Origin of the sequence: uncultured Fibrobacter sp., assembly GCF_947305105.1 — a bacterium.
Taxonomy (GTDB): Bacteria; Fibrobacterota; Fibrobacteria; order Fibrobacterales; family Fibrobacteraceae; genus Fibrobacter.
This window is the reverse complement of the sequence record NZ_CAMZCS010000016.1, coordinates 64,375-76,532: the sequence shown is the minus strand read 5'-3', so window position 1 is coordinate 76,532 and position 12,158 is coordinate 64,375. Positions and strand designations below refer to the sequence as shown.

Genomic DNA, 12,158 nt, shown 5'->3' with positions numbered 1-12,158 from the left:
GTGCTAAAGCACTAAGTGGTCAAAGGTAGTCTCTATTTTCTAGCCTCTCGCCTCGCGCCTCTTATGTATCACATGCTTGACTCTGCTGTAGATGCGGTCTGCTCCCAGCCAGAAAAGCGTCACGAAGACTGAGCCTAGATAGGTCAGGGCAATCAGGACCAACAGGGAAAGTACTGCGTACCGAGGTGCGGAGACGACTTTTGCCACGGCACCATAATAATAGCAGAAGAACGGGTGGATCAACCACATGTTCGTGCTTTGCTTGCCGAGGTGGACCAAGCTCAACCGGACCCACTTGATTCTCTTGAAGAGGTCAAGCCCGGTTACCGTCAAGACGGGAATGAAGAAAATGTCGAACTTGTCGCCGATTTCGGTCTGTCTCAAGAAGACGATGAACGCCCAGGTGAGTATGTCGACTATGGGGTTCAGGAGCCCGTTTGACTTCATGGAATCGTTGAGCCTGTCCAAAAGGCCGTTCCTTGCGACGACGGCGCCCATCCAGAAGCATGCCGCGTAGGGTGCAATCTGGCAGAAGAACTTGAGGTAAAGGAAGTTGCTCCCCAGTACGCCCAAGGTCTGGCTCCTGCTGATTCCCGGGAAAATGTTTGTGAGCAGGATGGTGACGACGATAGCGATGGCGATGTTCGCCCATGCCGAGAAGCGGTCGATGATGGCTCTCACGAACGGGAAGCATACAAGCGCAAACGCATAGCTAATCAGGAACCACCATTCCCTGCAGTAGGTCGACGTGAATCCTAGGAAGTTGGATATCAGTTCTTTTGTGGCGAGCTTGGCAAAGCGGTTGCAAAGGAACGGTTCGCTGCAGTAAGTTGCCTGGTTCGAAAAGAAAAGAAAACCGATAGGGATGAAGATGACGAAGACTTTCCAATAGGCAAAGTAGAGCTTTTTCAGTCTCAATACGACGTCGTATTTTTTCCCGAGAGTCCTCTTGTATACCCCGTACCCGCCAAAGAAGAAGAACATCGGGACGCAGATTTTTCCAAAGAATCCAAGATAGAGGGTAGAGGGCATCCCGAAAATCGTGAAGAAGTTTTCGAGCGGTTTTACGGCGACTCGGGCTGGGAAACTCCAGAGGTGGTGCATCAGCATGCAGCAAATTGCGATGGCCTTCATGATGCGGGTGTCGTCGACGGACAAGAAATTGTCGGTATGGATAATGCCTTTTTCCATTTCGGGGTCACTCTTCTTTTGGGTTTTCGGATTTGCAATTATAGAAAAATTCAAGCATGGGTGCTGAAAGCTTTCTTTTTGACTATATTTTTTCGCATGAATAACAATCCTACCCGTACAAAGCTCCGTGACGAAGTCTATACCCAGATGATGGTGGCGCAGGCCCGCCTCTCCAAGGACCAAAATACCCAAATGGGTGCCGTGCTCGTAAGTGCCGATGGGCGCGTTATCAGCACAGGTTACAACGGGGCTCCGGCGGGATTCGACGACGAAACGGTCCCTTATACCCGCGAAAAGCAGAAGCTCGCTTACGACCTACTGGATGCGGATACGGGAGAAGTGCTGAGTCACCACGAGTTCGAGGCCAACAAATACCCCTTCATGGTGCATGCCGAAATCAATGCTCTGCATTATGCCCGCGGCAAGGTGCCTCCTGGTTCCAAGCTCTATGTTATTGGTTTCCCGTGCGAGCGCTGCGCTTTGGACGTGAGCCTTTCCGGCGTTGCAGAAGTCTTTGTGACCAAGGACGATTACGATCCCAAATCGACGCTCAACAACAGCCGCGATACGGCCTACTACATGTTTGCGCAGGCGGGAATTGTCGTCACACTTTGCGGAAAGAGAATCCGTCCGGTCGTTTCGAAACCGACTGCAGTGTGATTCCCGTCACACTTGTTTCTGGAAGTCCCCTTATGGGGATTCCTTTTGATAAAAAATCCATGACGATTGTGTTTTGAAGGCGAAAAATCGCCTTTTTTCGTATAATTTTAAATTGATGGCCCTTATGGGGCATCAAAAAAAGGTGTATTCTATGAAGATGAAGAAATACGGGAAGTTGGTTTTGGCGATGTCTTTCGGATTGGCTGCTTTTGCTTTGGCGGACAACCCGATTTCTAATTACCATTACTTGGCAGATCCGGCGGCTACGGCGGATGACGAATATTTTTACATCATTACCGACTCGGACGATCCGGCCGGCAGCGATGGCTATACCATCAAGTCGCTCTATGCTTTTCGCAGTCGCGATATGAAGAACTGGACGGACTTCGGTATTGTCCTCGAGGCCAAGCGTGAATACGATAACATCGGCGACATTTGGGCTTCGGGTATCGATATCGGCCCCGATGGCCGGTTCTACATCGTCTATCCCGATGGCGGAGGCGGTGGCGTGGGGCTCGTCGGTGCTGACGAAATCCAGGGACCTTACAAGAACCCGGTTCCCGACAACAAGAAACTCATCAACAACTGGGGTGGTGGCCTCGCGGACTGCGACGGCATCGGTTGGTGCTTCGACCCGGCCATCTTCTTCGATGACGACGGCCAGGGCTACTTCACCTTCGGTGGTGGCGATAGCGATTCGCGCCCGGCCAGGGACAACAACAACAACATCTTCAACATCTACAAGCTCAACAAGAACATCAACGGTTTTGACGTGAGTTCCAAGGTCGAGCTGAAGATTGGCGGCCCGAAGGCGATGGAAGCCTCCTACATCCACAAGAAGGGCTCCACCTACTACCTTTCGTACAGTACCGCCGATTTGCGTATCGCTTACGGTACGTCGAGCAATCCGATGGGCCCCTATACGTACAAGGGCATCTTCATGGATAACCCGAACATCAACGGCCGCAACATCAACGCGAACAACAATAACCACCACGGTATCGCCCAGTTCAAGGGCAAGTGGTATGTCGTCTACCATGACCGCCGCCTCGTCCAGGCTTCTGAACATCCGGCTTCTCTGGGCAATGCCAATCCTGACCCGGCTTACCACCGTAGTGTGAGTATCGACGAGTTCACCTACAATGGCGACGAGATGAACAAGCTGACTTATACGGACAATGGTCCGAAGCAGGTTGAGAACTTCAATCCCTACGAAGTCTATCCGGCACTCACGAGTTCCAAGCAGAAGAATATCCGCAGCCGTACCGACTGGAACAAATCCGACTGGTCTGGCGGTGTCGCAGCCAAGCATGTGCTGACTCCGTATGCGAGCAAGGAATCCTGGATTCGCGTTTCCGGAGTGGACTTCGGCGGTGGTGCCACGTCGTTCAACGTGGTCGCAGCGAGCGTTGGCGACGGCAACAAGATTGAAATCCACAGCGGTTCCGCTTCCGGCACTCTCGCGGGAACTTGCGACATCCAGAAAACGAGCGGTTGGAACGACTATGCTGAAAACACTTGCGAAGTGACCGGGTTGACCGGTGTCGTGGACGAACTGTTCCTCGTGTTCAAGGGCTCGAAGGACTCCACGATGGGCATCCTCGAATGGAGCTTCGCGGGTGCGGGCGGCCCGAGCGTGGCGGCCCAGCAAGTGCCTTACGACAGCGTTGCCGTGACGCTCCCGGCGGTCATCGAGGCTGAAAAGTTCGACTTGGGCGGTGCCCGCAAGGCTTATAGCGATGCCGAAAAGGCGAACCAGGGTGATGCCAATTTCCGTGCGGACGAAGGCGTGGACATTGTGTTGCTGGATTCCGCCGATGCTTCGAAGGGCATGGCGGTCGGCTACACGAGCGTTGGCGAATGGATCGAATATACAGTCAACGTTCCTGTCGAGGGGGACTATGCTATCAAGGTTTCTGCATCGACGGGCATGGATTCTGCAAGCCTCTCGTTCCAGGTGGATGAGAAGGACGTCGGTCAGACCATTGTCGTCCCGAAAACGGGCGATGACTGGAGCGTGTACAAGGAATTCACTGGCGGCTCTGCTCATCTTACGGCCGGTGAACACGTAATCCGCCTGGTTATTCAGGGCGACAATGTGAATGTGGACTGGTTCTCCTTCGGCGATCAGACGCCTCCGACATCGTTCAAGAATACCGTGGTCAAGTTCTCAATATCCGATGGTGATGTCTACCGCGTTTACTCTTTGGCTGGCAAGCTGATGGGCACGGTTGACCTCGCTGGTCGCGCTCCGCAACAGGCTCTTTCTCAGGCCGGTTACGGTAAGGGTGTGTACCTGCTCAGGAATGCCCGCAGCGGCAAGATGATGAACGTGTCAACGGCCAAATAGTTTTTTCTCCATCCGATAAACAGGTTGTAGCACACTCCAACATAAAAAAGGAACTCCAGGGCTTGCCCTGGAGTTCTTTTTGTATAGCTTGTTATGAGAAACGAGGCTAGAACAACTTCGGGTCGCCTTCGTCTTCGCCCTCGTCGCTTGTGCCGTCGTCGAAACTGTCTGGCGGGGAGATGCGGCTAGTACGCTTGACCTTCTTGGCGGTGAACTTGCTGCCCAGCGCCTTGTAGCCCTTGACGTCTGCGACTTCGGTCAAGTCCAGTTCCTCTTTTTGCACTTCGCGGCCGACCTGGTATTCCATGAGCTGGCGCGCATCGTCCGTGGCGAAGAGTTCAATCATCTTCGTGTCCTTGTGGTCCGTGACGAGGCTGAATTCGGTCGTCATCGGGCAACCTTCGAGGTTGAAGCGCTTTACCATGTAGTTGTAGTTGCCGCCCTCGAAGTAGAGGATGGTGAATACCTGTGCGGGGTCGAACTTGTGCAGGTACTTGATGTTCGAACCGACGAGGATCGGGTCTGCCATGTCGTGGATACGGGCTGTGCCGTTTTCCTTGATGATGAGCAGCTTGTCCTTCTCGTCGAATTCTCCGATGCGGTCGCCCTTCCTCTGGGTCGAGACAATGCCACTCGGAGCGTCGAAATAGAGAACCCTTGCGCCGAGCGTGCTCACGCCCTTGCGGATGCGTTTGACGTGTTTGACCGGGTACTTGGTGACAATGTTGCCGATGGCACCGCGTCCCTTGACCTCGACTTCGCTGAAGTCCACTTCGAAGTTGAGCTTGATGCGCGGGCGTGGCTTGAGGGTCACTTCGACCACTTCCGCTTCGCCGTTCAAGTTGCTGGACAGGTACAGAATCTTGCTGCCGGGCTTGTTCTTGCCCATGTAGTAGTCCTTGTCGCGGGTCACGCCGCCTACGTTGAATCTCTTGATATAGGCGGTGCCGTCCTTGCCATCCTGGTGTATGACGTTGTATATATGGCGTTCGTCGTCCTTGTTGAACTTCTCGACAAGGATGATGTCCTTGCCTACGAAGTCCTTGTCGGAGACCTTCACAATCTTGAAACTTCCGTCGGCCTTGAACACGATGAGGTCGTCGTAGTTGGAAACGTCGAAGAGGTATTCTTCCTTCTTCATGCCCGTGCCGACAAAACCTTCCTTGCGGTTCACGTACAGCTTCTGGTTGGCAAGCGCCACATGGACGGCGTTCACCTTGCCGAATTCTGCAATCTGCGTCTTGCGTTCGCGGCCTTCGCCGTACTTCTTGAGGATGTTCTTGAAGTGGTCAATGGCGTAGTCGGTGATATGTTCCAGGTTGTACTTGTTCTGGGCGAGTTTTTCGTCGAGTTCGGCCAAAAGTTCGTCGGCCTTCTTGCGGTCGAAGCGGCTGATGCGGCGGACCGGGATTTCGGCGAGTTTCAGGATTTCTTCGCGGGTGACGCTGCGGCGCAGGTAGCGCTTGACGTAGGGCTTGAGGCCTTCGTCGATGAGGTTCACCATCTCGTCGCGGTCGCGGGCCTTCTTGATGACCTCGTAGACTTCCTTCTCGATGAAGATCTTTTCGAGGCTCGTCATGTGCCACTTGTCTTCGAGGTGCTTGCGCTCGTTCTCGAGTTCCCACTGGAGGAGTTTCACGGTGTGTTCCGTGTTCATCCGGAGGATTTCGGAGACGCCGATGAATTTCGGGTGCTTGTTCACGATGACGCAGGTACACGGGGAAAGCGACTTTTCGCAGTCCGTGAATGCGTAGAGTGCGTCGATGGCGACCTGCGGTTCCGTGCCCGGCTGCAGGTGGATGAGGATCTCGACGTTCTTGCTCGTGTTGTCGTCGACGTGCTTGATTTTGATTTTGCCCTTGTCGTTGGCCTTCACGATACTGTCGATGAGGCTTGTCGTCGTGGTGCCGTAGGGGATTTCACGGATGGCGAGCGTCTTGTTGTCGACTTTTTCGATCTTGGCGCGGACGCGGACCTTGCCGCCACGCATGCCGTCGTTGTAGTCGCTCACGTCGATGATGCCGCCGGTAAAGAAGTCCGGGTACAGCGTGAACTTTTTCCCCTTGAGGATGGCGATGCTTGCTTCGCAGAGCTCGCGGAAATTGTGGGGGAGGATGCTCGTGGAAAGGCCGACCGCGATGCCGTCGACGCCTTGGGCGAGCAGCAGCGGAAACTTGACCGGGAGCGTGACGGGTTCTTCGCTACGTCCGTCGTAGCTCGGGATCCATTCCGTGGTCTCGGGGTTGAACACGACATCGACCGCGAACTGGGTGAGGCGGCCTTCGATATAACGGGGGGCGGCAGCGTCGTCGCCGGTGAGCGGGTTGCCCCAGTTACCCTGGGTGTCTATAAGCAGGCCTTTCTGGCCGAGGGTGACGAGCGCATCGCCAATGGAGGCGTCGCCGTGCGGGTGGTAGGCCATGGTGCGGCCGACGATAGTGGCGACCTTCTGGTAACGACCATCGTGGTTTTCGAAAAGGGAATGCAAAATGCGGCGCTGGACCGGCTTGAGGCCGTCTTCGAAGTACGGAACGGCGCGGTCGAGGATGACATAGCTCGCGTAGTCGAGGAACCAGCCATCGTAGAGCCTTTCAAGATGATTTACGTTGGAAAGTCCAAGAGTAGTATCTGGCGTGTTAGAATTCATGGAGGTAAATGTAGAAAAATTCTCGGGATTTTTTTTGTTATTTAGTGCACAAATGGTCAAATGCCGTAGGAAACGGGTGCAAAATGACTGGACTCGCTGTACTTTATTTACAAAAAGCTATCTTTCCATAAGAACTTTTGAAGGGAATCTTATGAAAAAAATTTTAACACTCTTTTTTTATTTGATGGTAATCACATTGTTTGCCGGCTGTGCCCAGGGTGGGCTCCATAAGCAGGTCAGCCCCGAATGGAAAACACCTCCCTCGGGTTTGACTGTCTATGTTTTGGACCTCAAGGTTCAGAACGGCAACGACTTCAGCAAGGCGTTGCCCGACTATGTCGGCAAGTTCAATGACTGGTTCCTGCCTCTGATGACTCAAGACATGGTCAGCTTGTCTGGCCTCGAAGTCAATATGCTTCCTGAGGTGTCCCGCTCCGGCAAATTCGTCCGCAGCAAGAAAAAGATGAAGGGGTACATGGATTTCATGGTGTCGAACCCGAATCCGGAAAAATTCTCGGACTTGAAGGGAATCGTCGTTACGATTTCTGGCCTCACGTTCAATAGGCATGTTTCGGTCAAGCGCCATAACGGCAACAAGGTCTACTTTTACGGAGTCCAGGCCTATGCCGGTTATACCATCTATTCTATGGATACTAAGAAGGAAGTCGCGTTCGGTAAGATTGATATCTTGGAAGAAAGCCAGGACTTCGTCCCGGGCGAGGATGTGTGGAATAAACTGGTCCGCAGGATTTCCAACGAAATACTTGCAGAAACTCCGTTAATCCGTCAACTTTGATTTATAAAATTTTCAAAAAAGAGGTAAAATATGAAATTAATGTATACTGCCATCTTGGCTGTTTCTCTTGCCTTCTGGGCATGTTCCGACGATGAATCTTCTACGTCAGCATCTAACAATAACCCGACACCTTCTTCGAACAGTAACAGTGGTACGGCGGAGTACGATTGTACTACGAGTGACGGCGTGGTGGTTGTCTACCCGAAGGGCGGCGAAACGTTCAAGATTGGTGAAACCATCAAGGTCGTGTACGGTGCAGACCCGAGCCTTGCTGGCCCGCAGTTCATTTTCAAGTATCGTGCGAACGAAGAATCCGAAGGTAGCGAACTGACGTCTACTTCGGCTGGTGAAGAAAATCCCGATGGCAAGACCTGCTATGAGCAGGAAGTCAAATTGGATGCCAGCTTGGTGGAACCCTCCACGGAAGCCTTCATCCAGGTTGTCCCCTACGTCAAGACAAGGAAAAACGGAAAGTCCGGTAAGTTCACCGTTACGGAGTAGACTTGCCCCTGCAGTTTAACGATCCTGCTATCACCGTGGCCATAGTTGGTTGCGGTGGTTTTATTGGCAGCCATTTGCTGGATGCCGTGTTGTGTCGTACCAAGTGGCGAGTATTCGGAGTGGATGTCGACTTTTACCGGATACAGCACCGGCTGCATGACGAGCGCTGTGAATTCCTGAATGCAGACCTTGCCGACCCTGGCGTTGTCGAACGTATCGCGAAGTTCCCCGTGGTGGTGAACCTCGCCGCGATATGTACCCCCAGCCGTTACATGGCCGAGGCTCCAGCGGTTATCCGCAGCAATTACGACCATCCGGCGGCCTTGGCCGAGGCGTGTGCCAAGTCGGGAGCGTGGTTAATCCATTTCTCCACTTCGGAGGTGTACGGTAGGACTCTTGAAGATTCCGGTGAACTCGACGAGGAATCGACTGGGTTCGTTTTTGGTCCGGTCGCCTCCAGCCGTTGGAGCTATGCTACGGCGAAGCTCCTCACGGAACGTTTTATTGCCGGCCTCGAAGGTCTGAACTGGACCATTGTCCGTCCGTTCAATTTTGTCGGCCCGTACATGGATTTCATGCCCGGCGTCGACGGTGAGGGCATCCCGAGGGTGCTCGCAAGTTTTTCTACGGCGCTCGTGCGAGGCGAACCGCTGAAGTTGGTCAATGGGGGCAAAGCCCGGCGAACGTTCACCTCTGTGTTCGATGCCATTGATTTCATGTTCGCCTTGTTTGTTGCAAGGGAAAATGCGCTTTCGCAGATTTTCAATGTGGGGAATCCCGACAACGAAGTCTCCATTGCAGACCTTGCCGCCCGCATGCGCCGGATCTATGCGCACTTGAAGGGTGTTCCCGAAGAATCGCTCCCCGTACCGGAGGTGGTTGACGGCGAGGCTTATTATGGCCGGGGCTACGATGATTCCATGCGTCGGCTCCCTTCTGTTGAAAAATCCTCCCGCCTGCTCGGATTCCGCGCTCAAGTCCCGTTGGACGTGGTCCTCGAGGAATCGTTGAACTGGTTTATAGGACACTATTCTGATGCCGCCGATTGATTCCTTTATATTCATTCCTGCGTACAACGTAGAAAAAAGTTTGGCAGGGACTCTTGAAAGCATCCGTCCGGCGGTTTGGAAACGTTCCCGCGTGCTCGTGATTGACGATGGCTCAACCGACAGGACCAAGGAAGTGTTCGAAGAATTTCGGGAACGGACTCACGAAAAGAATATCCTCCGCTATATCCGTTTCGAGAAAAACCAAGGTTACGGCGCCGTGGTCAAGAAGGGAATTGCCGAGGGTATCGCTTCGGGTGCCAAATTTGTGGCTTGTCTCCATGGCGATGGGCAATATCCTGGGGACCGGCTTGGAGAATTTTTTGCAGCAATGGCATGCCATGACCTGGCGTTAATCCAGGGGTCTCGCATGGCGATCGAGGGCGAGGCCGAAGAGGGGGGGATGCCCTTGCACAAGCGCATCGGGGGAGCCATTCTCACCGCCATTGAAAATCTTGCATTCCGTCAGCAACTGACCGATAGGCACAGCGGTTTCTTGGTGTACTCGACGGCTTTTCTCAAAACGCTTGACCTGGAAAAACTCAGCAGTAGCTTTGATATCGACCTGGAAATCATTTCCAAGGCCGATTCTTCCGGGTTCCCGATGGCAGAACTCCCCATCCCGACGCATTACGGCGATGAAAAATCACATTTGAACGTAATTACATACGGCCTGAGGGTGCTCCTGCAGGTCGTACGTCGCTTATTTGCTTAAGGTTCTTTTGATTTTTAATCCGGATAAAACCGGATTTTTTTATTGGATGGCTACGCGCTTGTAGTATTCTACAGGCTGTGTGGCACCGAAGAAGTCTTCGTTTATCTGGAAAACTTTACCATTGAGAGTCATGTCGGTTTCGTTGACCTTGACTATCGACGAAATTGTCGGGTTGGGGTTGCACTGCTCGCCCACCGTGAATTTGATGGTGATGGTCTTGGTTGCCTTGTCGTAAGTCCATTTGCCGCTATCGTTCAATCCTCCGCAACTGGATGACATGAGGGAACTTACAGCGGTGGCGTAGGTGTACGTGAAGGTTCCGTCTTCATTGATGACGAGTCTACCCGGCCCGGTCGTGAAATCGGCGATGACGTTGTAGTCGGTGGCGGCGTCCTGGATGGCTAACATGTTCCATGTCCCTACCAGGCAGGCGGAGTCGTCGCCCTTTCGGCACTTGTCGGAAAGGGATTCTTCTTCTTCGTCGCTGGAACAACCACAAAAGGCCAAAGCCAGGGAGAAAACGGATGCTGTTAAAATGATGTTCTTCATGAAAATCCTCGTTTTTAGGGAATATAAATAATATAACGGCCTGGATTATGTTAAAAAACTGCAAAAAAGGTAGGCAAAACAGCATATTATTGCGTAATTGCAATGGGAAAAATGACGAATTTCGGTTTGATTTCCTTTTTTTAGGGTATATTTCATACTGTTGGAGGCGCATGCTTGAACAGCTCCGTGTTGGGGTGGTGTGCGCTTGTTGGAGAAAAAATGAAAAAAATCAATATCATGGGATCATTAATCGGAGTGGCCCTTATGACAGCATCTACATTTGCAGCCCCCGACCCTAATTTCCACATCTATCTCGCTTTCGGCCAGTCCAACATGGAAGGCCAGGGCGATATCGGCAACGAAGATAAGAACGTTGACGAACGCTTCCAGCTGCTTTGGTCGGCTGACGCTGGATCGTGCAACCAGGGCGCATCCAAGGGGAAATGGATCAAGGCAACGCCGCCGCTGGCACACTGTCAGGGGGCGAAACTAGGTCCGGCCGACTACTTCGGTCGCACTATGGTCGAAAAGGCCGATTCCAAGATCAAGGTGGGTATCATCTCTGTCGCGGTTGCCGGCTGCAGCATCAAGCTGTTCGACAAGGATAACTATAAAAGTTATGTCAGTTCGCAGCAGGGCCAGAGTTGGATGATCCAGCGCATTAACACCTATGGCGGAAACCCCTATGGACGCTTGATTGAAATGGCCAAGAAGGCTCAAGAAGACGGCGTTATCAAGGGCATTATCTTCCACCAGGGCGAAACGGACGCCGGTGACGGCAATTGGCCTTCTGCGGTCAAGAAGGTCTACGACAACATCATCAAGGACCTGGGTCTCGGTAGCGACATCCCATTCCTCGCGGGTGAGGTCCTGCGTAGCGGCGTGAGCAGCGGAGCCAACAACAATATTGCGAAGCTCCCGCAGCAATCCAAGAACTTCTATGTGGTGTCTTCCGAAGGATTCAACCAGGCCTTGGGTGACGGCCAGAATGTACATTTCACCTCGTCGGAATACCGCGACTTCGGTAAGCGCTATGCTGAAAAGATGATCGAGGTCCTGGGCGACAAGATTAAGCCTGTTGCCGGTTCGGAAACCCCGGCTTCGAGCGACAGCCCGGCATCCAGCAGCTCTGGCGGAACGGAATCTGTAGCCAGTTCCAGCAGTTCGGGTGGACATCATCATTCGGCTTCCAGCTCGGGCGGACATCACCATCATTCGAGTTCCAGCAGCTTGGGTGACCAGCCGAGTTCCGCTGCAAGTAGCAGCTCCGATGCGGTTGTTTCGAACAGTTCCAGCAGTTCTGCACCGAATGCGCTCCCGGCAATGGCGAAGTCCTTTGTCATGGCGGGCAAGGCCCAGGTGTTCGACATGCAGGGCAAGTTCCTCGGCACGGTCGAACTGGCTTCTGGCGCTTCGCTCAAGGAGATTGTCTCAGCCAAGTTCCAGCGTTCCGGAAGCTACTTGCTCAGGCAAGGTTCCGCAGTCAAGGTCATTTCCGTAGAAAAACGCTAATCCTTATTCGCTGAAATTGGACCCGTTTCCGTATCCGGAGACGGGTTTTTTGTGTCGTGTTGCAATCCTTTACAATGGAAAAAAGCCTCGTTTCTTCAGATTTGGGCGTTTTCGGGGTATATTAATTGTCGAAATGGAGTTAGGTGCCGGAATGAAGTCTTCGTTGTGAAGATAATGCTCATTTTGAGGAG

At 53.0% G+C, this 12,158-nt stretch carries 10 protein-coding genes; 7 read left to right on the top strand and 3 right to left on the bottom strand.

From position 1 onward, the window contains the following. Positions 1-39: 39 nt before the first annotated feature. Positions 40-1,191, bottom strand: coding sequence for an acyltransferase (locus Q0Y46_RS09065; RefSeq protein WP_297946793.1), 1,152 nt, complete (start codon positions 1,189-1,191; stop codon positions 40-42). Positions 1,192-1,287: 96 nt separating this feature from the next. Between Q0Y46_RS09065 and Q0Y46_RS09060 the strand changes: the two genes are divergently transcribed. Both Q0Y46_RS09060 and Q0Y46_RS09055 read left to right on the top strand, forming a co-directional pair. Beyond that, on the top strand, positions 1,288-1,851 hold the full coding sequence (locus Q0Y46_RS09060; RefSeq protein ID WP_295679355.1) for a deaminase: 564 nt from the start codon (positions 1,288-1,290) through the stop codon (positions 1,849-1,851). Positions 1,852-2,002: 151 nt separating this feature from the next. Then, a complete protein-coding gene (locus Q0Y46_RS09055; RefSeq protein WP_297946790.1) occupies positions 2,003-4,201 on the top strand; it encodes a family 43 glycosylhydrolase in 2,199 nt (732 codons plus the stop codon). 106 nt (positions 4,202-4,307) lie between these two features. Here the strand turns inward: Q0Y46_RS09055 and Q0Y46_RS09050 are convergent, their stop codons facing one another. After that, positions 4,308-6,848 carry a DNA gyrase/topoisomerase IV subunit A gene (locus Q0Y46_RS09050; RefSeq protein ID WP_297946788.1) on the bottom strand — a complete coding sequence of 847 codons (2,541 nt, stop codon included), beginning with the start codon at positions 6,846-6,848 and terminating at the stop codon, positions 4,308-4,310. A gap of 184 nt (positions 6,849-7,032) precedes the next feature. Here Q0Y46_RS09050 and Q0Y46_RS09045 point away from each other — a divergent pair, with 184 nt between their 5' ends. The 4 genes from Q0Y46_RS09045 to Q0Y46_RS09030 are packed head-to-tail and all read left to right on the top strand — an operon-like array spanning position 7,033 to position 9,906. Next, complete coding sequence (locus tag Q0Y46_RS09045) at positions 7,033-7,644, top strand: hypothetical protein (RefSeq protein ID WP_297946786.1); 612 nt, start codon at positions 7,033-7,035, stop codon at positions 7,642-7,644. Between the two features lie 30 nt (positions 7,645-7,674). Continuing rightward, a complete protein-coding gene (locus tag Q0Y46_RS09040) occupies positions 7,675-8,145 on the top strand; it encodes a hypothetical protein (RefSeq protein ID WP_295679366.1) in 471 nt (156 codons plus the stop codon). A 2-nt stretch (positions 8,146-8,147) separates the two neighbouring features. Then, complete coding sequence (locus Q0Y46_RS09035; protein WP_297946783.1) at positions 8,148-9,194, top strand: NAD-dependent epimerase/dehydratase family protein; 1,047 nt, start codon at positions 8,148-8,150, stop codon at positions 9,192-9,194. After that, positions 9,181-9,906: a glycosyltransferase family 2 protein gene (locus Q0Y46_RS09030; RefSeq protein WP_295679370.1), complete on the top strand. Its 726-nt coding sequence runs from the start codon at positions 9,181-9,183 to the stop codon at positions 9,904-9,906. The genes Q0Y46_RS09035 and Q0Y46_RS09030 overlap by 14 nt, the downstream gene beginning before the upstream one ends. Positions 9,907-9,945: 39 nt before the next feature. Here Q0Y46_RS09030 and Q0Y46_RS09025 read toward each other — a convergent pair whose 3' ends face one another. Next, the gene (locus tag Q0Y46_RS09025) at positions 9,946-10,455 is read right to left on the bottom strand and encodes a lipocalin family protein (protein WP_295679373.1); all 510 of its coding nucleotides are present in this window, start codon (positions 10,453-10,455) and stop codon (positions 9,946-9,948) included. Between the two features lie 219 nt (positions 10,456-10,674). Between Q0Y46_RS09025 and Q0Y46_RS09020 the strand changes: the two genes are divergently transcribed. Then, positions 10,675-11,967 carry a sialate O-acetylesterase gene (locus Q0Y46_RS09020; RefSeq protein ID WP_297946780.1) on the top strand — a complete coding sequence of 431 codons (1,293 nt, stop codon included), beginning with the start codon at positions 10,675-10,677 and terminating at the stop codon, positions 11,965-11,967. Positions 11,968-12,158: the final 191 nt, after the last annotated feature.

What these genes read in the sequence shown, in the direction of transcription:
- Q0Y46_RS09065 (WP_297946793.1), bottom strand. Translation starts at nt 1,191, where the DNA reads ATGGAAAAAGGCATTATCCATACCGACAATTTCTTGTCCGTCGACGAC.
- Q0Y46_RS09060 (WP_295679355.1), top strand. Translation starts at nt 1,288, where the DNA reads ATGAATAACAATCCTACCCGTACAAAGCTCCGTGACGAAGTCTATACC.
- Q0Y46_RS09055 (WP_297946790.1), top strand. Translation starts at nt 2,003, where the DNA reads ATGAAGATGAAGAAATACGGGAAGTTGGTTTTGGCGATGTCTTTCGGA.
- Q0Y46_RS09050 (WP_297946788.1), bottom strand. Translation starts at nt 6,848, where the DNA reads ATGAATTCTAACACGCCAGATACTACTCTTGGACTTTCCAACGTAAAT.
- Q0Y46_RS09045 (WP_297946786.1), top strand. Translation starts at nt 7,033, where the DNA reads ATGGTAATCACATTGTTTGCCGGCTGTGCCCAGGGTGGGCTCCATAAG.
- Q0Y46_RS09040 (WP_295679366.1), top strand. Translation starts at nt 7,675, where the DNA reads ATGAAATTAATGTATACTGCCATCTTGGCTGTTTCTCTTGCCTTCTGG.
- Q0Y46_RS09030 (WP_295679370.1), top strand. Translation starts at nt 9,181, where the DNA reads ATGCCGCCGATTGATTCCTTTATATTCATTCCTGCGTACAACGTAGAA.
- Q0Y46_RS09025 (WP_295679373.1), bottom strand. Translation starts at nt 10,455, where the DNA reads ATGAAGAACATCATTTTAACAGCATCCGTTTTCTCCCTGGCTTTGGCC.
- Q0Y46_RS09020 (WP_297946780.1), top strand. Translation starts at nt 10,675, where the DNA reads ATGAAAAAAATCAATATCATGGGATCATTAATCGGAGTGGCCCTTATG.